This window comes from Bacteroides sp. GD17 (assembly GCF_038448625.1).
Classification (GTDB): Bacteria; Bacteroidota; Bacteroidia; order Bacteroidales; family Bacteroidaceae; genus Bacteroides.
Genome location: NZ_JBCEZS010000005.1, coordinates 185,432 through 209,380, shown reverse-complemented (window position 1 = coordinate 209,380; position 23,949 = coordinate 185,432). Strand labels below are relative to the sequence as shown.

The 23,949-nt window shown below is 48.6% G+C and carries 16 protein-coding genes; 4 read left to right on the top strand and 12 right to left on the bottom strand.

Going from position 1 to position 23,949, the window contains the following annotated elements:
* Positions 1–13 precede the first annotated feature (13 nt).
* Together AAE250_RS09905 and AAE250_RS09900 are read left to right on the top strand one after the other, a co-directional pair.
* Complete coding sequence (locus AAE250_RS09905) at positions 14–1,171, top strand: metallophosphoesterase (RefSeq protein ID WP_294598007.1); 1,158 nt, start codon at positions 14–16, stop codon at positions 1,169–1,171.
* A 357-nt stretch (positions 1,172–1,528) separates the two neighbouring features.
* Entirely contained in the window at positions 1,529–1,984 is a 456-nt protein-coding gene (locus AAE250_RS09900) for a hypothetical protein (protein ID WP_294598006.1), read from the top strand.
* Between the two features lie 85 nt (positions 1,985–2,069).
* Here AAE250_RS09900 and AAE250_RS09895 read toward each other — a convergent pair whose 3' ends face one another.
* From AAE250_RS09895 to AAE250_RS09860, 8 genes are all read right to left on the bottom strand, one after another.
* The gene (locus tag AAE250_RS09895; RefSeq protein WP_294598004.1) at positions 2,070–3,617 is read right to left on the bottom strand and encodes a fibronectin type III domain-containing protein; all 1,548 of its coding nucleotides are present in this window, start codon (positions 3,615–3,617) and stop codon (positions 2,070–2,072) included.
* 32 nt (positions 3,618–3,649) lie between these two features.
* Positions 3,650–5,431: a RagB/SusD family nutrient uptake outer membrane protein gene (locus tag AAE250_RS09890; protein WP_294598001.1), complete on the bottom strand. Its 1,782-nt coding sequence runs from the start codon at positions 5,429–5,431 to the stop codon at positions 3,650–3,652.
* A 21-nt stretch (positions 5,432–5,452) separates the two neighbouring features.
* Positions 5,453–8,674, bottom strand: coding sequence for a SusC/RagA family TonB-linked outer membrane protein (locus AAE250_RS09885; RefSeq protein ID WP_294597998.1), 3,222 nt, complete (start codon positions 8,672–8,674; stop codon positions 5,453–5,455).
* A 141-nt stretch (positions 8,675–8,815) separates the two neighbouring features.
* Positions 8,816–11,299: a glycoside hydrolase family 95 protein gene (locus AAE250_RS09880; protein WP_294597996.1), complete on the bottom strand. Its 2,484-nt coding sequence runs from the start codon at positions 11,297–11,299 to the stop codon at positions 8,816–8,818.
* A 113-nt stretch (positions 11,300–11,412) separates the two neighbouring features.
* The gene (locus tag AAE250_RS09875) at positions 11,413–12,069 is read right to left on the bottom strand and encodes an HAD family hydrolase (RefSeq protein WP_294597994.1); all 657 of its coding nucleotides are present in this window, start codon (positions 12,067–12,069) and stop codon (positions 11,413–11,415) included.
* Positions 12,070–12,365: 296 nt separating this feature from the next.
* Positions 12,366–14,045, bottom strand: coding sequence for a glycoside hydrolase family 43 protein (locus AAE250_RS09870; RefSeq protein WP_294597992.1), 1,680 nt, complete (start codon positions 14,043–14,045; stop codon positions 12,366–12,368).
* Positions 14,046–14,084: 39 nt separating this feature from the next.
* Positions 14,085–15,317 carry a DUF4861 domain-containing protein gene (locus AAE250_RS09865; protein ID WP_294597976.1) on the bottom strand — a complete coding sequence of 411 codons (1,233 nt, stop codon included), beginning with the start codon at positions 15,315–15,317 and terminating at the stop codon, positions 14,085–14,087.
* 86 nt (positions 15,318–15,403) lie between these two features.
* Entirely contained in the window at positions 15,404–17,002 is a 1,599-nt protein-coding gene (locus AAE250_RS09860) for a glycoside hydrolase family 28 protein (RefSeq protein ID WP_294597974.1), read from the bottom strand.
* 183 nt (positions 17,003–17,185) lie between these two features.
* Here AAE250_RS09860 and AAE250_RS09855 point away from each other — a divergent pair, with 183 nt between their 5' ends.
* Together AAE250_RS09855 and AAE250_RS09850 are read left to right on the top strand one after the other, a co-directional pair.
* On the top strand, positions 17,186–18,043 hold the full coding sequence (locus AAE250_RS09855; protein ID WP_294597971.1) for an enoyl-ACP reductase FabI: 858 nt from the start codon (positions 17,186–17,188) through the stop codon (positions 18,041–18,043).
* An 11-nt stretch (positions 18,044–18,054) separates the two neighbouring features.
* The gene (locus tag AAE250_RS09850) at positions 18,055–18,759 is read left to right on the top strand and encodes an SAM-dependent methyltransferase (RefSeq protein WP_294597969.1); all 705 of its coding nucleotides are present in this window, start codon (positions 18,055–18,057) and stop codon (positions 18,757–18,759) included.
* On the opposite strand, the gene AAE250_RS09845 is transcribed toward AAE250_RS09850, so the two are convergent.
* From AAE250_RS09845 to AAE250_RS09830, 4 genes are all read right to left on the bottom strand, one after another.
* Positions 18,725–19,843 (bottom strand): hypothetical protein, encoded by a 1,119-nt coding sequence (locus AAE250_RS09845; RefSeq protein ID WP_294597960.1) that lies wholly within the window; start codon positions 19,841–19,843, stop codon positions 18,725–18,727. The genes AAE250_RS09850 and AAE250_RS09845 overlap by 35 nt on opposite strands.
* Before the next feature lie 46 nt (positions 19,844–19,889).
* Positions 19,890–20,771: a lipoyl synthase gene (lipA, locus tag AAE250_RS09840; RefSeq protein WP_294597959.1), complete on the bottom strand. Its 882-nt coding sequence runs from the start codon at positions 20,769–20,771 to the stop codon at positions 19,890–19,892.
* Positions 20,768–22,990 carry a S9 family peptidase gene (locus tag AAE250_RS09835; RefSeq protein WP_294597958.1) on the bottom strand — a complete coding sequence of 741 codons (2,223 nt, stop codon included), beginning with the start codon at positions 22,988–22,990 and terminating at the stop codon, positions 20,768–20,770. The genes lipA and AAE250_RS09835 overlap by 4 nt, the downstream gene beginning before the upstream one ends.
* A gap of 190 nt (positions 22,991–23,180) precedes the next feature.
* Entirely contained in the window at positions 23,181–23,942 is a 762-nt protein-coding gene (locus AAE250_RS09830) for a sugar isomerase domain-containing protein (RefSeq protein ID WP_294597956.1), read from the bottom strand.
* Positions 23,943–23,949 lie beyond the last annotated feature (7 nt).

Sequence of the window (23,949 nt, the reverse complement as noted above, 5' to 3'; positions counted from 1 at the left end):
AACTAAATAGATAATGATAAAGACAAGCATTACGAAATCTCTCCTTGTCACTCTTATTCTAACATTCATCAGTTCCGGCCTTAGTGCCGGAACTTTTGATTCGGAGGGCAAGAAGAAGAAAGAGAAGAAAGAAGAACTGTCGGCAGACGGTCCTTATGTGATTTACGAACCGGACGGTAGAACACGCGTGGTGAGTGTGAACACAAAAAGGCAAATTATAGACACTACGTATGTGTCGTTGCCCAAGGATTTCACTCTGCATGTAGTGGACCACAAAGGCAGATATCCGTTTGATGTGAAGTTGCATCCCGTAAAGCGTCCTGAATGGAAATACAGCCAACCGGAAAAAGTGTTTGTAATGTCCGACCCTCACGGTAAGCTGGATTGCGTTATCAGCCTGCTGCAAGGCAACGGGATTATTGATAAGCAGTTCCAATGGAGCTTCGGCAGGAATCATTTGGTGATTATCGGAGATATATTCGACCGGGGTAAAGATGTGCCGCAAATCTTTTGGTTGATTTACAAGCTGGAGAAAGAAGCTGCCGATGCAGGCGGACGTGTCTCTTTCCTGTTGGGCAATCACGAACCGATGGTTTTGGCTAATGACTTGCGTTACACCAAAGGCAAGTACAAAGAGTTGGCAAAGAGGCTGAATATGCGTTATCCCCAATTATTTGGTGAGAATACGGAACTGGGCAGATGGCTGGGTACGCGTAATACCATGCAGACTATCGGTCGCGATTTATACGTGCATGCCGGTTTGGGAAAAGAATTTTATGACCGTAATCTGAGTATTCCTACTGTTAATAAGGAAATGAGTCGTGCATTGTTTATGAGCCGTGCTGAGCGCAAAGCTTTGTCACCTCTTACGGCATTTCTTTATGGCAATCCCGGTCCTATCTGGTATCGCGGATTGGTAAGGACAGACCCGAAGTACAACCCGCTGCCACAAGATTCCTTGCAAATGATAATGAAGCGCTACAATGCCGAACACATCCTCGTAGGTCACACCATCTTCAAAGATATTTCTTCTTTTTATGATGGGAAGGTGATAGGTGTCAATGTAGATAATGAGGAAAACCGTAAGAAGAAACGTGGACGTGCTTTGCTGATTGACCGGAATACTTATTTTGTGGTCGGAGATAAGGGGATAATGCGAAAGCTGTTTTAATACTGTTTCGGAAAGGTTGATTTGTACTATTCGGTGATCTTATGGTGAATAAAGAAATGAGTTGTAACATTTCTCTACTTTTAGGGTAGATAATCTATTTTTTATTGTACATTTGCAATGTCGAACATATTTAAACTTACAGCAGGGAAACCTGCCAAATCATCGTGGCGGGCATTTTTATGCCCGTTCACGACACTCCTATATGGCGGTTCCTGCACCCCCATGAGGAGTGTTAATGCACCCTCAATACTGGCTGTAAGTTTAGTGTTCGACAATGGGTCAGGCGGGGATCGCTTTTCTTATACCCTTTCCCGTCTCCCGTAAATCGGATTATTCACCTTTAAAACTTGAAGATTTATGGAAAACAACAACCAGCCGGAGGTAATTCAAGAGCCTTCCTACAAACAACTTAACTTGGTATCCAGTAGCTTCCAATCAGAAGAAGCAATGAAAGCGTATTATCTGCAAATGGCCGATACCATGGCTGCGAATCTTCCTTTTGAAAAATGCTCGGAGTATATATCCCTGAAAGGATTACGCCGCAAATTGAAGCAATTTATCGGAGCATTGCAGCAATTGAGCGTTCATGAATGGGGGAGTGGTATTGCAGAAATACAAAACGCTTGTGGAACGTACATGCTACAGAGCAATATTGAACGGAAACTTCTTCTGCAAACAAATCGGGAAATAGGTCGGCACATGCAATTCATTACGCAGTTGGCAGGAAATATGGGATTCATAAAGCAATTGTTAGGTACACTGAACTGCCATTATCAGAATGTGAGGTATTTGATGGAAAGGATGAAGGAATAATCAGAAAATGCAGTAGTGTAATAAGCTTCAGTAAATATATATATCCTCGGAGAATGTTTATTTTCTCCGAGGATATTTTGTTTGTTTATCGGATGTTTCCGATATTCTTTTCAATCAATGTTTCATTGGTAATCGTAAAATCACCGTTAGCGGCATCTTTAAAGCCTGGGTCAAGTGAAGTCGAATTGGAATCAAAGAATTTGGCTTTTTCGTAATCAGAGATAAAGCTGGGTGCCTTGAAATAGTTGTTGTTCTTAAATGTCGGTATCCCAGTCTTGTCTTGGTCAGAGAAATAGCCTCCGGTGTTTGTAACAAGATTGTTGGTGAAAGTAATTTTGTTACCGATGAAACGTACGTAGAAGAGACGTTTCTCATTATTGCTGACACCATTGAGGGTACAATGGTCGATTGTGATAACCGGAGTAATGCCGGCAAAGTCTCCTGAAGCATCATCGTAGCGTACAAAATCACGAGCTGCACAACTATTATAAACAGTACAATTGGTGATATTCAAGGATTTTATAGCACCTTTACGACAGTCAAGCATATCTCCTCCATTGCATTCAATGTTATAGATCAAGGAGTTCTTGATTGTGATTTCATCAATGGTCGCAGCTACGTTGATGTAGTATAGACCCTTCGTATAGTTTCTGATTTCGCAATCATCAATAATCAAATTCTTATAAGCTGTTGCTGTTTTAAACTCAACGGTTTGGCTGCCATCCGTATCTTTACCGTCCAATATAATTTGCTTCAAAGTAAGTGATGCACCGTTGTTTAGGGTAATACAACCATTTAAAACGGGTTTGTCACTTGGACGTACAGCTTTGAATTCTACGCTCTTGTTTATGGCTATTTTTCCCGGGGTTGTCGCGTCACTTCCGGCAATACGGTAAGTGCCCGGATAGAATGCAAAAGCATCACCATCATTTGCGGCAGCAAGTAATGCTGCAAAGTCATCTTCCGGTGTAACAGGGATAGCACCACCTAAATCAACCAAAGTAGTGAATTTGACAGTTCCACGTGTTTTGGTACCATTCATCAGCTTTGCCGTATATTCAGTTTCGGAGGTTAAACCCTCGATGGTTGCGACACCTGCAGCAATTTCGGCAGAAGTAACAGTATGCTTGATGTTGCCTGGGGTCAGAACTATTTCGGTAGCTGTCTCTCCGGCCGTCCAATGGAGCGTTACACTGAATGCACTCAAGTCTTCTTCTGTGACAGACTTGAAGATTTGTTCGGCATCAGTCTTAAAGTAAACTCCACTCCACTTGGACTCGGAAATATTCTCGCCAATAGCTTGAACGCGTGCTGAATACTTCATTTCACCTTCTAAGCCTGTGACTATATAGGGCAAATCTTCTGCTATAATTCCCGGTATTGTTTTAACCGGACTGCCGCTAAAAGTCAAGCTGTCATTTTCGAATATTTCGATGGTATAGCTTGTTGCTCCATTAACAGCTGCCCACGACAAGCGGGCATTGACTTGATTTACAACTCTTGCTTCCACATTGATCGGAGCGAAAAGGCGATCGTAATCGATGCTTGTAATTTCATCGCTCTGATCACTGCAAGCAGTTGTCAGGGCTGCTGTAGCCAGCCCTAACAGATATGCATATTTCTTTAATTTCATAATCTTTTTTGTTATGTGTGTTAATCACTAAGTTAATCGTTGGTCAACGTGCCGTTACTCTTATCGATGAATGTCTGCCAGATGGGCCAGTACTGGTTTTCATCCGGATTTTGTATGTAGAGTGTATTGATTTGATCATCCGTCAGTTTTTCGGTAGAAATCCAAGTCGTATTGCTTTCATATCCCATTGACTTACCGATCTCGTCAGTATCGCCATGATTCAAACCATAAATTATCAATGTTTCACCGTCTTTTTTGTCAGTCTGGTAATACAATTTCTCCGGCAGGTCGGCATAAGCACCTTCACGGCGTGCCAGCTGTGCCATCTTGGTTTTAGCCTCATCCAGTTTGGTCTTCAGTAAGTTCCAACGGATCAGGTCGGCTTTTCTCAATGATTCACCGGCAAATTCAAGTGCACGTTGATCAACGATAGCATTGAAGAAGGCATCTTTGCTGGCTGTTGCTTTATTCATATAAGCAGTAACTTTAGCTGCGGGCAATGCGCGGTCCAGGATCGGTTTCAAATAAGCCGCTGCTGCAGAAGGACCTTCCAACTCGTTGATAGCTTCGGCAGCCATCAGGTAAATATCGGCCAAACGCATATATTGCCAGTTTATACCATCGTCATTCGTAGAAGTGACCATGCGGTCCATCCACTCGTAACGTAACTTACCGAAGCACCATTTCTTCAGGCTGCGCAATTCTTGCTTGGATTTTCCGTCAACCAGTTCCTTGGACCACTCGTAGGGTACGCAAGTTATGTCACGTCTTACGTCGTCTATATCGTAATCATAGAATAAATGAGGAAGAGGGCCGTTTATACCACCTTGTGCCTGTTTGGTATACTGGTCGGCAGCATTGTGCTGTACGCCGAAGGTGTAAAGTACACGTCCGCGGCCATCGGAGAATGGAATTTCCCAAATGGATTCTTCACCGGCTGTTACAATGTCCTTACAGAGTCTGGTAAAGTTATCTTTGAACGCACCGAGCTTGTTGCAGCCTTGATTGATAATGTCCAGACATTCCTTACGTGCAAGGGTATACATGGCTGTTCTGTCCAGTTCGGGATCATTGCTCAGACGGATTCCGTCTGCACGCTGGCTATAACCTCCGGCATAGAGTGCTATACGGGCACGAAGTCCTTTTACGAATGCTTTATTTACGCGTTCGGTACTTCTGGTTACAGATGTTGCGTTGGGCCATGCCACATAGTCTTCTGCCGTTTGCAGGTCCGACAGTAACTGTTTGTAGATGACATCCCTGTCAGATCTGCCCAAATACATTGTTTCGGACGTAATCGGCTCAAAACGTGCAGGAACATCTCCCCAGGCTTTTACCAAATCCAGATAGATGACAGCTCTCAAAGTCAAAGCCTCGCCCAGCAGCTGTCTCAGTTCCGCATTGGATGATATGTTGCCATAAGTATTTAAACCGGCAATGGCTTGATTGGCACGTTCAATGCCTTCATAAAATTTAGCGTATGCATTGTTGTCCGTATTCATCTGGCTGTTGTTAGCTTTCGTGTTATACGATGCCAGGTCATACTTGCCGCCATCCGGCATTTTAGACAGGTCCATACCGTTGATCCATTCTACGTCGGAGTTTATTCCGTAGAAGGGGAGGAAACGTCCGCGATAAGAGTTGGTTTCACTGAATGATTGGTGAATACTCATTACGGCAGCTTCGGCCAGAGACGGAGTAGAGAAGATGACGGATGCATCCAGGGCGGACTTACTTGGTGATTCCAGGTCGCAAGAGGTGGTCAGGCCGGTAAGCGACAAGGTTAAAAGGGATATATAGATTAATTTTTTCATTTCTTTTACTTTTTACTGGGTTTAGAAATTCAAGTTTACACCTACTACAAACTGGCGGCTCTTTGGATAAGCTGAGTAGTCGACACCCGGAGTCAGATTGGTTTTACGCATAGCCGATACTTCAGGGTCATAGCCGGAGTAGCTGGTAAGGCAGAATACGTTATAGGCTGTTACGTAGAAACGCAGGTTTTGTATTCTGGCTTTGTTTGTAATGGCTTTCGGGATGGTATAACCCAACGTCAAAGTGTTCAGACGGAGGAAAGAACCATCTTCTACGGCCCAGTCACTGAAGACCATGCGGTCTGTCATAGGTGACCACATAGTGGTGTTGGCATTCATGGCTGCTAATTTAGCAGGATCATTGCAGAGGGTTCCGTCTTCATTCAAGTTAGTCCAACGTTTGCCGTCAGCCATATCCGAAATCATGTTGCGGTATTGGTACTTACCGGTTTGGGTAAATTCAATCTTATTGGCATTGTAAACGTCATTGCCTACGCTCCAATTGAAATTGGCACTTAAATCGAAACCATAGGCACGTGCATTGATGCTGAAACCACCGGTATGTACAGGGTTGGCATCACCGATAATCTCACGGTCGTTGGCATCTACAATATTGTCTTCGCTACCATTGAGGTTTTTCAGTTTCATAGAACCCGGACGGAGCTTGCCAACTACTGAACTGGCATCGGCTACCCCTTCTTTCAGAATCCAACTTTTGCTTGCTTCGTCATAACCGGTGAAATCACTAACTTCGTAGCGGCCGTCGGAACGGTAACCATACATTTTGCCTACAGAACCGCCCTTGGCAATCCAGTAGTCATAACCGATTTCTGTAGAAGCCCATTCTGTAGCTTGACCAAAGTCGTTCATGATACCCAGGTCTTTGATCTTATTCTTGTTGAAGCCAATATTGGCACTGAAGCTCAATCCAAAATCTTTTTTGTCGATGGCAGTCCAGTTGATGGTTGCTTCGAGACCTTTATTCTCGGTCTTACCCATGTTGCGGTATTGGTTGTCGTAACCGGTACCTCCTACGGGGAATTGAATCAACAAGTCTTTTGTTGTATTCAGATACGCTTCGACTGTACCGTTCAATTTGCCACCTAAAACCGTGAAATCCAAACCGATGTTACGTGTGATGGTTGTCTCCCATTTCAAGTCTGGGTTGGCCATCGTTTTAGAAGGTGCCCAGTAGTTGGTAAAGCCATTGATCCAGGAAGTGGTCGAGTTCTGGTAAGTCTGTACCATCTGTCCCGAAGGAATGTTGTTGTTACCTGCTGTACCATAGCTGAGACGTAGTTTCAAGTCATCCAGCCAGTTCTTGGTACCTTCCATGAACGGTTCTGAAGAAACACGCCATGCCACGGCGGCAGAGGGGAAGTAGCCCCATTGGTTGCCCGATGCAAACTTGGAAGAACCATCGGCACGGAATGTTGCACTTAACAGATACTTGCTTTCGAAGTCATAGTTTACACGACCGAAGTATGACAACAGTTTATCGTCCGGGTCCAGATAATTGTCAACGGAGTAGGGAGTACCCATCGATGTTAACTTCCATGCTTGTTCGGAAGTAAATCCTTCAGGGAAACCATGTACGATATTGGTCAGTTTGGAAGATTTCGTGATAATCCATTCGTGGCCGATCATTGCATTCAAGTGATGCTTGTCACCTTTGAACAGCTTGCTGAAATCGTAGCTGATAGTATTTGTATTGCGGAACTTATGGCGGCTTGTATTGGCAAGCTGGATAGCCGGTTTGCCTTGATTGGTAGCCGACGGCACGTTCTTGATGTAATAAGTAGTCAGACCCCAGAAGCGCTGGTCATTATTACGATAGTCATCGTAACCCACTTCTGTTTTAATTTTGAAGTTCTTAAAGATTTCCCAGCCGAAGCTACCAGCCATGTTCAGAGTTTTACGCTCTTGCTTACGGTCGTTATCATAAAGAGAAGTCAACGGATGGTACAAGTTACCCAAATCATCGTCATCGCTACCGGCAGAAGAGTCCAGGTTGGACAAAGGTATTGGCGTATAGATAACAGAATATTTCAGACGGCGGTCTGTATCGTAAGTACCTCCGGTTGCGTCTGTTGCACCACCACCGATGATATCTGTATCAGAATAGCGTGCAGAAAAATCTACGGTCACATTCTTTACGGGTTTCGTATTCAGTTTCAGGCTGAAGTTGTCGCGCTTGAATGTAGAGTTCTCCATAATGGCCTTGTCATTCATGTGGCTATAGCTGAAAGCATATCTGATTTTTTCGCTACCGCCCGTAATGCTTAGGTTATGGTTGAATGTTTCGCCTGTACGTCCGAATGTCAAATCTTGCCAGTCGTTGTATGGAATATTGTCGTACATGTCCATATCCTGGTATTTGCCGAAGAATTTCTCGTATGAACTCAAATCATTGGCATCTTTCAGAAGGGCCAACTCGTATTGCCACTTTGCATAATCTTTAGGAGAAAGAACATCCAGTGTTTTTGCAATCTTCTTCCAGCTATAGTAAGCATTGTAGTTTACGTTGACCTTGCCTTCCTTACCGGATTTTGTTGTAACAAGAATTACACCGTTCGCACCACGGGAACCATAGATGGCTGTAGAAGATGCATCTTTCAATACAGTCATATCTTCAATGTCGGAAGCCGGGATATCGGAGATTGACTCAACGGGGAAACCGTCTACGATGAACAACGGGGTGTTGTCTCCAGTGATGGAACCTCCACCACGTACACGGATTTTCATTTCAGCATCAGGTGAACCTTCGGTTGTCGTAATCTGTACACCTGCCATTTTACCGGTCAGTGCTTCCGTGGCGTTAGCTACCGGCACAGCTGCCAGTGTTTCGGAGTTTACAGTTGCCACAGAACCTGTCAAATCTTTACGCTTTACCGCACCATACCCGATAACCACAACCTCCTCCAGAGCTTGTGCATCATCAGCCAATACTACGTTGATAACTTTCTGCCCTTTGACGGCAGCTTCCTGCGTAGTCATACCTACATACGAGAATATCAGTGTTGCGTTGGCCGGAACACTGAGTGTGAAATTACCGTCGATGTCGGTAATGGTACCATTGCTGGTATTCCCCTTTTCTACTACGGAAGCACCGATTACGGTTTCTCCCGTCTTGTCTGTCACAGTACCTTTTACGGTTACATTTTGCGCCGATACGCTGAGCGATATCATGGCTACTAATATAAATAGTAGCGCATTGCGCATGTTTTTCATTTGGTTAGACATTCTTTGCATGTTTATAATTAAAATAGTGATTTTTCCTCATAGGTGTGTTCGGACACACTGTTAATCTAAACGATGCAAATGTAGGAGGATATGCAAAGGTAAATGTGTAAAATTTGTTTTTAGGTTGGTAATTTTTGTTTTCTATGGGTTTTGTACTGTCAGTACATACTGGTTTCCGGCAGTTGTTTCAATGTCGTACACATAGGTAGCGGCATATTGGGGAACTGTCAGGGGTGCATTGGCAGCAATCAGCGGTTTGCGTATATCTTGCGGTTGCAAAAGTTGATTTTTACACATATTTTCTGCGGCAGGCTCCAATTTTTCCCCATCCAGGTAGAGGGGGAATGCGCTGCGTATACGCAGTGTGCCTCCGATGTTCGAGGTGAGGATCGCTTTTTGCAGTTTCCCTTTCTCCCAAACCATTTCGTTCAAGGTAAATCCGCCTCTGCAACGGATTCCTTTCAAGGTTCCTTGCTGCCAGGCGTCGGGCAGGGCGGGAAGAAGATGGACGGCTCCGTCGTGACTCTGGACAAGCATTTCGGCAATACCGGCGGCGCAACCAAAATTTCCATCTATCTGGAAAGGTGGGTGGGCATCGAACAGATTGGGGTAGGTACCTCCATTTTGCCCCTTTTCATCGGTGGTGGGGTAGAGTTGTTCGGTAATCAGCTTGTAGGCATGGTTGCCGTCGAGCAGACGCGCCCACAGACAAACTTTCCAGCCCATGGACCAGCCGGTGGAATGGTCGCCGCGGCTGATCAGTGATTTCTTGGCGGCTTCGAACAAGACGGGAGAGTGGTAGGCACTGATTTGTCGCCCGGGATAGAGCCCCCATAGGTGGGAGACGTGGCGGTGGTGGTCGTCCGGGTTATCCCAGTCCTCCATCCACTCTTGCAGTTGTCCCCAGCGTCCCACTTGCATAGGGGCCAGATGAGCGGCTACCGTTTGCAGGCTGTCGGTGAAGTCGGTGGTTTCGTTCATCAATCGGGCTGCCTGGATGGTATTATGGAACAGGTCGTACACCATCTGGTTGTCCATCGTAGTGCCTGCAACCACAACAAAGTCGCGCTTGCCGTTTACTACGGGTCTGTTTTCGGGAGAGTAGGAGGGAGCCACTACCAGCCAGTTGTTCTTGGGTTCGCGTACCAGAAAATCCAGGTAGAACTCACAGGCACCACGCATCAGCGGATAGACTTCGGCCAGGTAGTTCTTGTTGCCGGAGAAGAGGTAGCGGTCCCACAGATGCTGGCAGAACCAGGCGTTGCAGGTAGGCCAGATGCCATATCCCGGACCGTCTACGGCACCGGTGCTGCGCCAGATGTCGGTATTGTGATGCAAAGTCCATCCGCGGCAACCGTACATGGCAGCGCTTTCGCGTCCTTGCAGGGCTACCTCCTTGACCAGTTGCAGGAAAGGTTCGTGCATTTCGGGCAGGGCGGTGCTCTCGGCCGGCCAATAGTTCATTTCGACGTTGATGTCGGTGGTGTATTTGCCGTCCCAGGGGGCACGCAGCTGATAGTTCCAGATGCCTTGCAGGTTGGCAGCTTGTCCGCCGGGTTGCGAACAGCAGATGAGCAGGTAGCGCCCGAACTGGAAATAGAGGGCGGCCATTTGCGGGTCGAAGGTTGAACCGAACTCTTTGACACGCACATCGGTCGGCTTGTCGGCTTGTGCGTTGCTGCCCAGGTCGAGAGATACGCGGTCGAAATACTTTCGGTATGCGTCGATATGTGCCGCTTTCCCCTTTGCGTAGTTTGGAGAGGCTTGTTTCAGATATTGTTGTGCGGTGGCAGTTGCATTCCCCGATACATCTTTGTAGTTCACAAAGTTGGTGCCGATGGAAACGTACAGGATGACGCTGTTGGCATCCTTGACTTGCAGGGTGCTGTCGGATAAAACTTCCAGGCGCCCTCCGTTGTTCTCGATGCGGGTAAGGGCGGTGAAGTGTACTTTACCTTCAATGCCTTCGTGGTCGTTGGCTTTGCCGCTGAGTTGCAGTTCCTTGCGGGGCGAGATGCTGCGTACTATATTCTCTGTATAAGGAGTGGTGTATCGGGCTGTAAAAGAGATGCTTTTCTTCTTCGAAGCTGTCAGCCGGATGACGAGCAACTGCTCGGGGAAGGAGGTGTAGGCTTCGCGGGTATAGGTCACGCCTCCGGCTGTGAAGCGGGTGGTGGCTATTGCCTTCCTGATGTCCAGGTCGCGATAGTAGTTGCTGTATTCGCCGATTCCGTGGAAGTCGAGGTGTAGCGAACCTACCGTCTGATAGGGCATTCCATTGGCCGATTGCGAGCAGATGGCAGGGCCGCAGAGTGCTTGCGCTTCTACATTCCGGCCTTCAAAGATTAGTTGGCGGATGCGGGGCAATGCCTCTTTCGCTTTGGGATTGGTGTTGTTGTGGGGGGAGCCGCCCCAAACGGTTTCTTCGTTCAGCTGAAACTGTTCGTGCTCCGGGTCGCCGAAGACCATTGCTCCTAAACGTCCGTTACCCAATGGCAAAGCTTCCACCCACTGGGTGGCAGGCTTGTTGTACCATAACTTTAAATTGCTCTCTTGTTGTTGCGCTTGTACCTTACCTGCCAGGCAGCAGATTGCAAGGATTGCTAAAGTCCATTTTCTTATCATTGTTTTTCATATTTGGCATTCCGGTTGCAATATTAGGCGCTTTCCGGCACTTTCGAGGGGACTTTTTCACAGAAAAGGAGTATTTTCTATGGAAAAAGGAAGAATCGGGTTGATTAGTGGGCCATTGCTATGGCGGCTATCTCATTGGCAGCATCCACGATATGGTCCGGATGGAACGTTTCGAGTTCGGCGCGTGGGCGGAATCCCCAGGTTACTCCGCATGCGGTGACTCCTGCGTTGGCAGCCGTCTGCATGTCTACGCCGGAATCTCCTACATAGAGCACTTCTTCTTTCGAGACTTTGGCTATGTCCAGGATATCGTGCACAATGGTCGGGTCCGGTTTCACGTTGACGCCTTCGCGTTGCCCGAATACGGCCGTAAAACGGATGGTTGGGAAATAATGGGCTATCAGCTTGGTGGTGGCGGACTGGTATTTGTTGGAGGCTACTGCAAGTTGCATGCCCTTTTCCTGCAATTGGTCCAGAAGTTCCGGTATGCCGGGGTAGGGGCGGCTTTTGTCTGCATTGTGCACGTCGTAGTAGGGGATGAATTCGCGGCGGACGCGCAGTACGTTTTCTTCTGTCTTTTCTCCTTCGGGGAGGGCACGTTCAAACAGCTTGTTGATGCCGTTGCCCACCATGAAGTGGTAGGCCGATTCCGGGTGTGTAGGGTAGCCCAGGGTCTGCAAAGCATGGTTCGTACTTTGTGCCAAGTCGGCGATGGTGTTCAGTAAGGTTCCGTCCAGGTCAAATATTATCAGCTTTTTCATTGTCTTCTCTATCTTTTAGTCCGCTGCAAATATAGGACTTTTTGCGGTTATGTTCAAATGCTGATGTCTGTTTCTATGACCTTTGACTTGCTGCATGCTTACTGCGGAGTTGCTGTATACTTGCTGCAGAACTACTGCATACATGCTGCAAGGCTACTGCAAACAAGTGTGCAGTACTCCTGCAACTGCTTTGCAGTAGCCATGCAACTTATTTGCAGCAACGCTGCAACTGCTTTGCAGTAAATCTGCAGCAAGCATACGGTAATTTTGTAGCGGGTGGCGTAGAGAATGAAGCCTTACTTCCGGGTGATGCGGAACCAGTCTACGTCGGCCCAGCCGCCGTCATTGGTCACAATGGCGGGACGTGTGCAGAACATACCTACTTTGGCGCCAATCCATTTGCCTTCTTTGGCCTGGAACGGCCGGCCGAGTGGCTGGTATTTCTTTCCGTCGAGGCTGTAGCTGAAGTTGCACATCGCCAGGAGGTCGTGTCCGCCTTCGCTTTTCGAAATCTTCTTTCCGTCGCAGCTGAACTTGACACGGAGATAGACGGTATTATCCTTCAAATCGACCGTTCCGTTCACTTCCTCGGGAGTTCCTTTGTCTGCTTTGGGGCAGGCAACTTGCGAGAGTACCAGACCGTTGTCCGTGTTTTCCAGAATCAGTCCGGCGTAGTCAAGACCCATCACTACCAGTCCGGTGCGTTCGCCTTTGTACTTTTCCGTAGGTCTGAAGGTCAGCTTCATGGTGGCGGTGAAGTTGTCCGAAGGAGTCTTCTGTAACAGCAGGTTGGCAACATCCCACAGATTCTTGTATTCGCCGACAACGGGGTAGGAGTAGAGGCGTACGATGCTTTGGTCGCCGGCATAGTAAGCCCACTTCTCGTTGATGTTGGCATGCCATTGCCATTGCGGGGAGAGGACGTAGCCGTCGAACTCGTCGCTTTCCTGCGGGGTGCAGATGGGGTAAGTCTTGCCTACATCGGGCTTTTGGTAGGTCAATACCGGTTCGCCGCAGCCGTCGCCGTCTTTGTCGATGCCGATGACGGGCCAGCCGTCTATCCACTTCATGGGTTGCAGATGCACCAGGCGTCCGTAGGCGCCTACGTCCTGGAAGTGCAGGAACCAGTCTTCTCCGGTAGGGGTATCCACCCATGCACCTTGGTGAGGGCCGTTGATGGGGCTGTTGCCTTGGGCAAGAACGGTTTTCCATTCGTAGGGACCGTACGGGTTCTTGGAGCGTTGCACTACCTGCCAGCCCGTGGGTACGCCGCCTGCGGGGTGGAAGATGTAGTAGTAATCTCCTCTTTTATAGAACTTCGGGCCTTCGCAAGTCTGATGGGCTTCGTGACCGTCGAAGACGATGCGCGACGGGGTGATGGCTTTCGAGGCATCGGCGCTGAGTTCGCAGATGGCGATGACACTTTTCAGTCCGGCACGGCTACCGGCGTAGGCATGTACCATGTAGACTTTGCCGTCTTCGTCCCAAAGGGGGCAGGTGTCGATGATTCCTTTGCCGGGCTTCACGAGTACGGGCTCGGTCCACGGGCCTTTCGGGTCTCGGGCTTTTACCATGAAGGCGCCTTGGTCGGGGTCACCCCAGAAGATGTAGAATTCTCCGTTGTGGTGGCGGATGGCAGGGGCCCATACGCGGTTGCCGTGTTCGGGGCGTTCGGGAGTTTCTATCGGGGTCAGTGCATGGGGAACGGCGGCGCCTATGATGGTCCAGTTCACCAGATCCTTGGAATGCAGTATCTGCAAGCCGGGCAGGCAGTTGAAGCTGGAAGAGGTCATGTAGAAATCGTCTCCTACGCGGCAGGCATCCGGGTCGGAGTAGTCGGCGTAGAGTATCGGGTTCTTGTATTTTCCGTTTCCCTGGTCGGCTACCCATACTTCGGAAACGTAATTCGGTTGCTGCGCTGCCAACGGGAGGGCAAGGAGCAGACTGAGGCCTAAAAAGGCATTCTTGATTTTCATGGTGTTTTAATAAAATGTTGTTATTTGGATGATTCCCATTTATCTTTTAATCTTTATCTTCACCGGATGCTGCAACTCTTCCTTCCATTCCTGCATATATGCAAACCAGGCTTCCGGAGTGGGATAACCGAAGGTCTCCTTGCACGACGTGAACATGGTGTAGTAGTGGAAGCGATCGCTGCCCGGAGCGGAAACCGTATAGAGGAAGTTATCTTTGTCCTTCACTTCCTTGCGGACGTATTTCTGTGGAATATAAGTCGCAATGCCTACAGTCTCCTTGGCATATTTCACGGTATCAGTCACGGGCCAGTGCCTGCCCCAACTGCCAACCAGTCCCTTGTGGTCGGATTGGGAAAGCGTTTCATTCCCCATGATGTTTTGCACACCCGTACAGAATACCTCATCCTGCAACAGCTCGCTGAAGAACGTCTCCACCCGCAAGTCGCGGTGTCCGGCATAAAGGATGTATCGGTTGGTCATGGTCAGTTCTTTCCCCTGGTATTCCCAGCCCTTTGCCTCCACATCGGTCACGGTGCGTATCGGTCCATAGGCCAGGATGCGCTCCGTGCGGAATGCCACCGGCTCTATGTGAGTAGCCTTGCTGCCGTCCCAACCCTTCAGCGCACCGATGCCGCAACTGTTTCCTACCATCAGCACATCGTCTCCAAAACCACGTGCCAACTGCTCATCCGTAGGGTAGAACTGGCTTTCTTCAATTTCCAGCCCTTTGTTGAACTTGCCGTATGGGTCCACGGTCTGCTTATTGTTGAAGTAGATGCGGTAGCCCACGAGTTCGGATTCGAAAGCAGGTCCGTGGTGCTGCACCATGTTGTAGAAGTTGGTAGTACCCGGTACGGTAATGGATTGCACCGGGGCATGTTTCTGCTTCTTGGCATCGCGCACCAGCATTTCGGCAAACACACGTGCGGGATAGGTCTTGTCTGTCTTGTCCGAAGACAGCGTAACGGTCAGCGTCTTCTTGCCCTGTGCCGGCACGTCGATGACGAACGCCAGTTCATCGGCTTTCAAATCTCCGTTCAGGTCGTCCAGTTGTGAGGGTATTTCCTCGCTGCCGTTCATTACCACGGCGGAGCGTACACGGAAAGAAGGGTTTATCTCGTTGAGACGGATCACAACCGGTTCGTCAGTCTTGGCTTTGTTCCATTGATTGCTTACTTCTACGGTAAACTGCGTTGTCTCGGCTTGTTGTGCAAATGCACTCAACGGAAGAGCACAAAAGAGACTGAAAAGAGTCAGAATATTCTTCTTCATATTTTTTGCTTGTCTGGTTTTTATCCGCAAATGTAGCGGAATTCTTCGAAAGGCTGCCCTCTCTTTTCACCAAATATCTCCGGGAGTTACAACTTGATGGCTTGTGCCTTGGATGTCTTGTTCTCGTAACTCTTTCCGTTGACCTTTACGTCTTCGGCATTTTTAATCTGCAGTACATCGCCTTTGGTTTCGATGCGGATATTCTCCAGAACCACCCCTTTTGCCTGGCTGATAACGATTCCTTCTTTCGCATCGCTCACAACGACATGCTTCACGCTGACGTTGTCAATCGGCATTTCAGGCAATCCATTGAAGAACATGGCACGTCCGGAACCTTTGCAGGTGATATTCGAGATATGTATGTCGCGGAAAGCAGGTGTTTCGACGGTCACCGGCGGAATGCTTGCTTGCATGCGGCCTTCCAGGTCGGCTTCGGTTTCTTCGCCGGCGCCTTTGCCGCCATAGAACAAGTCGAACAGCAGTGCTTCGTAGGGAATATCAATCATCTGGATGTTATTGATGTAAATGCCCTCTACAACTCCGCCACGGCCACGGGTACTCTTGAAGCGCAGACCGACGTCGGTGCCCAGAAAAGTACAGTCGGAAACATAGATGTTCTTTACACCGCCGGACATTTCACTGCCTACTACGAAACCGCCGTGTCCGTGCAGCACCGTATTGTTCTTTACGATGACGTTCTGGCAAGGCTCTCCGCGTCTGCGTCCATCCTCGTCCTTACCGGACTTGATGCAGATGGCATCGTCTCCGGCATCGAATATATTGTTGATGATCAAGGCGTTCTTGCAAGACTCCAGGTCCAGCGCATCGCCGTTCTGTGAATACCACGGGTTGAAAACTTTCACATTGTGGATGGTGATATGTTCGCAGGACAGCGGGTGCAGGCACCAGCTGGGCGAGTTCTTGAATGTAACGCCTTCCAGCAGCACCTTCTTGCTCTTGACGATATTCAGCAGTACCGGGCGCAGCCACGGGCGGATTTCAGCCCATTCTTCATCCGTCTCGATGCCTTCGGGGTTGTTGAAGTCCTTGCATGCCAAAGCGCCTTTCAAGGCTCCGGCAGTAGGATACCAGATTGATTTATCTACTACGCCGCCCGATTTCACGAGGTTATCCCATTGCGAAGCAGTCAGTTTGCCTTTCTTCACCGGACGCCAGCTGTCACCCGAACCGTCGAAGACCCCATGGCCGGTGATGGCGATGTTTTCGGCCTCGCGTGCCGAGATGGGAGACTGGCAACGACGTGTTTCCAGCCCTTCAAAGGAAGTCTTGATGATGGGATAAGCGTTGAAATCGTCGGTGAATACCACCAATGCATTCTTCTCCGTATAAAGATTTACGTTACTCAGCAATTCGATGGGGCCAGTCAGCCACAGCCCTTCGGGGATGATGACTTTGCCGCCCCCCTTGGCATTTACCGCTTTTATAGCGTCGTTGATGGCCTTGGTGTTGAGAGTAATGCCATCGTTCTTGGCCCCGTATTGCAGGATGTTTACCGAGTAATCGGGAAAAACGGGTTGTGCCACTTTGGGCATGTCGAATGGCAGGTTCTCATAGATACTATTATCTATATGGTTTCCACATTGTGCTTGTACAGCATTCTGTGCAGGCAGCATCGGAAGGAACAAGGCGGTAAGCACTAATAGCTTTTTGATAAATGTGTTCATTCGTGATATTATAATTTAGTTATGTATTACTGTTTGCAAATGTACCCGGCTTTACCCGAAACGGTGTGTACTATTTGTTGGTTTTGGTGTATTTTTTGTCGTTTTGCCCTTTTCTTTGCTCTCTTTCGGGCATTTTATACAGATTCTTCCTATCTTTGCAACCGAATTTTACTAAATATAGGTATGAGTTACAATTTGTTGAAAGGAAAAAGAGGCATTATTTTCGGTGCTCTGAACGAGCAGTCCATTGCCTGGAAAGTAGCAGAGAAAGCAGTAGAAGAAGGTGCGACAATCACCTTGTCCAACACGCCGGTTGCCGTGCGTATGGGTGAAGTGTCCGCACTTGCCGAAAAACTGAATTGCGAGGTTATCGCCGCAGATGCTACAAGTGTAGAAGATTTGGAAAATGTATTCAAACGTTCCATGGAAGTATTGGGCGGAAAGATAGATTTCGTACTTCACTCTATCGGCATGTCCCCCAACGTACGTAAGAAACGTACTTACGATGATCTGGATTATGATATGCTGGGCAAGACGCTGGACATTTCGGCAGTCTCTTTCCATAAGATGATACAGGCTGCCAAGAAGATGGATGCCATTGCAGAATATGGTTCTATCCTTGCATTGAGCTATGTGGCTGCACAGCGTACATTCTACGGTTACAACGACATGGCAGATGCCAAAGCTTTGCTGGAATCTATTGCCCGCAGCTTCGGTTACATCTACGGACGCGAACATCATGTACGTGTCAATACCATTTCGCAGTCGCCCACAATGACCACGGCCGGTTCCGGTGTGAAAGGTATGGATAAGCTGTTCGACTTCGCCAACCGCATGTCCCCGCTCGGCAATGCTTCGGCCGATGAATGTGCCGACTACTGTATCGTGATGTTCTCCGACCTCACCCGCAAAGTTACCATGCAGAACTTGTTCCACGACGGAGGTTTCTCCAGCGTCGGCATGAGTCTCCGCGCCATGGCCACCTACGAGAAAGGCTTGGATGAGTACATGGACGAGAATGGAAACATCATATATGGTTAAATAAAGAATGAATGGAAACAGCGCTTTATCTTTTACCCGTCACTTTGGGCGACACACCCATTGAAACCGTACTGCCTTCTTATAATAAGGAGGTGATACTGGGCATCCGTCATTTCATTGTAGAAGACGTGCGTTCTGCACGTCGCTTCCTGAAAAAGGTGGATAGGGAAATTGATATCGATGCGCTGACATTCTATACGCTGAACAAGCATACGTCGCCCGAAGACATCTCCGGATATCTGAAGCCGTTGATGGAAGGCCAGTCGATGGGGGTAATCTCCGAGGCAGGTTGTCCGGCAGTGGCCGACCCGGGAGCAGACGTAGTGGCTATTGCCCAGCGGAAAAATCTAAGAGTGGTCCCCTTGGTGGGACCCTCTTCCATTATCATGTCCGTCATGGGCTCCGGCTTCAACGGACAAAGCTTTGCTTTTCACGGCTACCTTCCCATTGATCCGGCAGAGCGCGCCAAAAAGTTGAAGATGCTGGAACAGCGCGTCTACAACGAATCTCAAACCCAACTATTCATCGAGACGCCGTACCGCAACAATAAGATGATAGAGGATATTCTTCAGACCTGTCGCCCGCAGACCAGACTCTGCATCGCGGCAAACATCACATGCGAAGGAGAATACATCAAGACCAAGACCATAAAAGAGTGGCAAGGCAAGACGCCCGATCTTTCTAAGATTCCTTGTATTTTTCTCTTGTATAAATAATCGCCTCCAGGTGCTCATATTCATATTCCAGGCAACAGCTGAAGAAGTTTTGTTGCAGGTTATGCTCTATTTGCTGGAACGTCCAGAGCTTCCCACCTTTGAAGTTCTTGTTGCATAGGATGGAATCATCTTCCAGATCGAGTATGAACAGATAGACCAACCGGTTTGCCGCTTCGTTTTCAAAGTGATAGGTAAAGTTGAAGTGCAGGTTTTCCAGAGGAGCGGTAGGAAGTGTCTGCCGCAGTATTCTGTGTACGCCTTGTTCCAGGGTCTCCCCGTATATCAGGAATCCTTCAATGAGAATGTCCATTTTCCCCCTGTCGAGTGCTGCGCACTGAGGGCGGGGCAACAAGAATAGCATACCGTGCGAGGCAACGGCAATCCGTACAACCGGGTTGATATAGTCGTTCTTCCGGTTGAGGGCTTCTGCCGCCATCACTTTTCCCAGCACGTCTCCTTTGGTATTGACTATCGGCATAAAAAGAGTATGCTCCATCACGGTGTTAAAGTATCGGATGCCGAATTGGTTGAACAGTATACTTAATATGAATACGGCAGGGGGGAATATTCTGAATAAAATATAGCAGGTGGTACGTCCCAATGGGTGGCTGATAAGAACGGCACAAGAGACGGCCAGAAAGTGCAAGACGCTGATGATAAGTATGACACGTGCGGACACAATGGTTGCCTCTGCCCCTTGGGCGTGGAGTTGTTTGCAGCATTTCTGTGTCTGGGAAACGTAATAGTCCAGGAAGTTCCTCCGGTTGAGGAAAATGATAAGTGGAGGTATGACGGCGCTGATTTCCAGTGTGAATGGAAACATGTAGGAAGGACAATAATTGTCCATGAACAGAGATGTTATCGACAGTAACACAAGCATTCCAGTCGTACAATAAAGGATGAATTGTGGAATATAGGCTCCCCTGTGCCGTACTGAATACATGCTAAATAAGAGTCCTGCACCTGCACCAATGTAGATGGATATGTCCTGCGTCATGAATTCACATAATAGAATGGAGATTACAACGGGGATAAAACCCAATGACATATTAAATTTTGATGATAGAATTCCTTGTTGATTCATTATCCAAATTATGATTTTGTCGTTTATATCATAACAAATAAAAGAATCAAATGTTTCCTATCTTAGTCTTTTTTTGTATAAGGTGGACTTGTTTTTCCGCATGATAGGAAGAACGTACCAATGGGGCACTTTCCACTTGTTCGAATCCTTTCCCTAATCCGGTCTTTTTATAGAGGGCGAATTGTTCGGGGGTGACGTATTCCGCCACCGGATAGTGCTTGTGTGTAGGTTGCAGGTATTGGCCGATAGTGAGTATGTGGCAGCCGGCCCGGCGCAGGTCGTCCATGAGTTCCTCCACTTCTGCCGGAGTTTCACCCAGACCTACCATGATGCCCGATTTGGCGGTGGTTCCGCTTTCGGCTATCTGTCGTAATACTTCAAGGCTGGTTTCATAACGGGCGGCGCTGCGCACCAGGGGGCTGATGCGGCGGACGGTTTCCATGTTGTGGGAAATGATTTCCGGTTGTGCTTCGATGACTTGGGCTACGAGTTCTTTTCTTCCCTGGAAGTCCGGAATCAGCACCTCGACGGTAGTTTCCGGGTTGAGGCGCTTGATTTCGCGGATGGTATGGGCCCAGTGTGCGGCACCCAGGTCGGGCAGATCATCACGGTCTACGGAGGTGATGACGGCGTGGGAGAGCTTCATCAGGGCGATGGACTCTGCTACGTGCGTCGGCTCGTTGGGGTCGAGGGGGAGAGGCTTGCCGGTCTGTGTATTGCAAAACTTGCAGCAACGGGTACAGATGTCACCGCCAATCATGAAGGTGGCGGTGCCTTTTCCCCAACACTCGCCCATGTTGGGGCAACGTCCGCTGCTACAGATGGTGTGAAGGCAATGCGATTCGACGATACGTTTTGTCTCGGTGTAGCGCTCGTTGGCGCCGATACTTATTTTCAGCCATTCCGGCTTGCGGACTCTGTCTTTCATTTTCCGTTTTTCAACTCCCGGTTAAAGAAATTAGTTAATCGTGTATACAAATGCAGGCGGGTATTACCTCCGATAATGCCGTGGTTGCGGTTGGTATAGACTTGCATTTCGAATTGCTTGCCAAGTTGTACCAAATGTTCGGCATATTCGGCACAATTCTGGAAGTGTACGTTGTCATCGGCCATGCCGTGCACCAGCAACAGGTTGCCGTGTAGCTTGTCGGCACGGGTGAAGGTAGAACCGGCTCTGTAGCCTTCCGCATTCTCTTTCGGAGTGCGCATGAAGCGTTCGCCATAGACGGTATCATAGTAATTCCAGTCGGTAACGGCAGCTACGGCTACACCGGCTTTGAATACCGGGGTTCCCTCACTCATGCTCATAAGAGTCATGTAGCCGCCATAGCTCCATCCCCAAATACCGATACGGTCTTTGTCCACATAGGGCTGGCGTCCCATGTAGAGAGCTGTCTCTACCTGGTCTTTGGATTCCTTGACGCCGAGGTTGAGGTAGGTGCATTTGGCAAATTCCGCACCGCGTCCACCTGTGCCGCGTCCGTCTACACAGACAACGATGTAGCCTTGCGATGCCATATACGTCTCCCAGCTTACACTGAACTTATCGAGTACCTGCTGCGAACCGGGACCGCTGTATTGGAACATCAGTACGGGATACTTCTTGCTGGCCGAGAAATCTACCGGCTTCATCATCCAACCGTTCAGCGTAGTGCCGTCGGTGGTCTGGAAGGAGAAGAATTCTTTGCGGGGCATGTTGTAGCCGGCTATCTGTTGTCTCAGTTCCGCATTGTCTACCAGGGTAGCAAGTGTTTTGCCGGTATTATCGTTCAGAGTAATGACGGTCGGCGTGTCCAGGTTGGAGTAGCGATTCATGAAGTATTTCATGTCGGTGCTGAACTGGGCGGTATTTGTACCTGTCTGCGATGACAGTTTCGTCTTTTTCCCTTTGCGGTCTATCTTGTAGATGGCGCTACGCATCGGGCTTTCTTCGTTGCTGCTGTAGTAGAAACTGCCTTCTGCCGGGTCGTAGCCTAAGAACTCTTTTACTTCGTAATTGCCTGCGGTGAGTTGCTTCAGCAGGTTGCCGCCGATGCTGTACCAGTATAGATGGCTGTAACCGCTCTTTTCGCTGACGAAGCTGAAGTTTTCGGGATAGAAGATGATATTGTCGAACACTTGCCCGCTGATGTATGTATCGCTCTCATCGCGCAGTGCCAGTTTGCAGACTGTGCTGCGAGGGTCGGCAAAGTAGAGGTCGAACCGGTTTTGATGGCGGTTCAGCGTCATTACGGCAAGTTTGTTCGGGTCTTTGGTGAAGCGGATGCGGGGGATGTAGCCGTCTGCATCCAGTGGCACATTGATCTTACGGGTTACTTTAGACTTGATGTCGAAGGTATGCACAGATACTTTGGAATTCTGTTCGCCCGTCTTAGGATATTTGTAGGTATACTCTCCCGGATATTTTTCAAGAGGAGCAAGGTGGGGAGCTTCTCCGGCAAAGAGTGGGAAAGAGTAGGAGGGCACTTCTCTTTCGTCCCAGCGGATAAAGGCGAGCATCTGGCCGTCGGCGCTGAACTCGAGTGCACGGTCGAAAGAAAATTCTTCCTCATATACCCAGTCGGGGATGCCGTTCAGCACTTCGTTGCGCTTGCCGTCTTCGGTCACCTGGCTTTCGCTGTTTCCGAAGAGCAGCTTCACGAGGAAGATATTGTTGTCGCGTACAAAGGCAACCTGATTACCGTCGGGCGAGAATACGGGTACTTGTTGCGGGCCGCCGTCCGAAAGCTTCTCCACTACGTTGTTTATTTTCCCGTCGAGGTTTCGTTTCAGGCTATACAAATAGTGCACAGCGGTATAGGAATGGCGGTAGATGGGGGTCTTCTCCGTGGCGATGAGCAATTTGCTGCCGTCGGGGGCGAAACTGTAGCTGTCGAATGTCTTAAACGGGCACTCGCGTGCAGTGGCGGCATCAAACAAAACCTCCACCTGCTTTCCCGTTTTGAAAGAATACTTGATAATCTGTGTCTGGTCGGCGTTCATCTGCGAGTAGTGTTCGCCGTCTCCCGGGATAGGGATAACGCCGGAGATTGTTTGCGGTGTGAACTTTCCGGTTACGATTTCTTTCAAATCGAGTGCCTGTCCGCCTTGGGCAAAGCTTGCCAGGGTGCAGAGGCAGAGGAGGAATGCAATGCTGATTCGTTTCATATTTTATAGGATTATTTGTTCTGATTTTCTACGGCAAAGATACTAATCTTTTAGTATGTTGCAAATGCTATGCTAATCTATATTGAAAATATGAAAGATGTATGCATTATAAACGAATTGCAGCAAAGACTTTGCTGCAATTCAATAAATGTGATAAACCCTTTAGTGATTGATTTTACAGGGAATATTTTTATAATGTCTTCACCTTGCGTTGATACTCCGCAATGGCAGCATCGAGGCGTTCGTGGGCAGTAGTATCGCCCGGAACGTTGTGAGACGGATGGATGTACAGTTTCACACCGCGGTCGGCCAGGATTTCGGCAACGGTGGTGATGGTCATCCATACCATTGTGACAAAGCTCAGTGTAGACAGCGGGCCTACTTTGTCGAAGTGATTCTTCAAGGGTACGGAAGCATCTACCAGCGGCACGCAAGAGTCAACCACGATATCTGCTATCTGGAAGAGGTTCTTCCCACTGGAATGGCGGCTTGGCTTGTCGCCCGTTTCGCTAGCCGAACCGTAGACAATCACCTTCATGCCACGTTTTTTGGCTTCCAGTGCCATGTCTATATTGACGGCATTGATGCCCGTGTGAGAGAAAATCCACATACAGTCTTTCGGGTCGAAGTCGTAGTTCTTCATGATTTCTTGTCCGTAGCCTTCGGCTCTCTCCAGGAAAAGGAACTGGTGGATACCCATCTGTCCGATGATCTGAGTGAAGAACGTCAGCGGAAGTTCGCAGAGCGGATGGAAACCTACAAAACTGCCGATACGCGGATACATTTCTTCTACGGGAATCGTTGCGTGACCGCAACCAAATGTGTGAACCCAGCGGCCGGCTTCGATAGAGTCCGCCATAACTGTAGCTGCTTTTTTAATGTTCTCCAACTGGGTATCCTCCAGCTTTTCCATGATGCCATGGGCATTCTTTAACCATTCGAGTGCTAACATAATGTCT

Excerpts from the sequence above, each read along its gene's own strand:
- AAE250_RS09905 (WP_294598007.1), top strand. The coding sequence starts at position 14 with ATGATAAAGACAAGCATTACGAAATCTCTCCTTGTCACTCTTATTCTA.
- AAE250_RS09900 (WP_294598006.1), top strand. The coding sequence starts at position 1,529 with ATGGAAAACAACAACCAGCCGGAGGTAATTCAAGAGCCTTCCTACAAA.
- AAE250_RS09895 (WP_294598004.1), bottom strand. The coding sequence starts at position 3,617 with ATGAAATTAAAGAAATATGCATATCTGTTAGGGCTGGCTACAGCAGCC.
- AAE250_RS09890 (WP_294598001.1), bottom strand. The coding sequence starts at position 5,431 with ATGAAAAAATTAATCTATATATCCCTTTTAACCTTGTCGCTTACCGGC.
- AAE250_RS09885 (WP_294597998.1), bottom strand. The coding sequence starts at position 8,674 with ATGTCTAACCAAATGAAAAACATGCGCAATGCGCTACTATTTATATTA.
- AAE250_RS09880 (WP_294597996.1), bottom strand. The coding sequence starts at position 11,299 with ATGATAAGAAAATGGACTTTAGCAATCCTTGCAATCTGCTGCCTGGCA.
- AAE250_RS09875 (WP_294597994.1), bottom strand. The coding sequence starts at position 12,069 with ATGAAAAAGCTGATAATATTTGACCTGGACGGAACCTTACTGAACACC.
- AAE250_RS09870 (WP_294597992.1), bottom strand. The coding sequence starts at position 14,045 with ATGAAAATCAAGAATGCCTTTTTAGGCCTCAGTCTGCTCCTTGCCCTC.
- AAE250_RS09865 (WP_294597976.1), bottom strand. The coding sequence starts at position 15,317 with ATGAAGAAGAATATTCTGACTCTTTTCAGTCTCTTTTGTGCTCTTCCG.
- AAE250_RS09860 (WP_294597974.1), bottom strand. The coding sequence starts at position 17,002 with ATGAACACATTTATCAAAAAGCTATTAGTGCTTACCGCCTTGTTCCTT.
- AAE250_RS09855 (WP_294597971.1), top strand. The coding sequence starts at position 17,186 with ATGAGTTACAATTTGTTGAAAGGAAAAAGAGGCATTATTTTCGGTGCT.
- AAE250_RS09850 (WP_294597969.1), top strand. The coding sequence starts at position 18,055 with ATGGAAACAGCGCTTTATCTTTTACCCGTCACTTTGGGCGACACACCC.
- AAE250_RS09845 (WP_294597960.1), bottom strand. The coding sequence starts at position 19,843 with ATGAATCAACAAGGAATTCTATCATCAAAATTTAATATGTCATTGGGT.
- lipA (WP_294597959.1), bottom strand. The coding sequence starts at position 20,771 with ATGAAAGACAGAGTCCGCAAGCCGGAATGGCTGAAAATAAGTATCGGC.
- AAE250_RS09835 (WP_294597958.1), bottom strand. The coding sequence starts at position 22,990 with ATGAAACGAATCAGCATTGCATTCCTCCTCTGCCTCTGCACCCTGGCA.
- AAE250_RS09830 (WP_294597956.1), bottom strand. The coding sequence starts at position 23,942 with ATGTTAGCACTCGAATGGTTAAAGAATGCCCATGGCATCATGGAAAAG.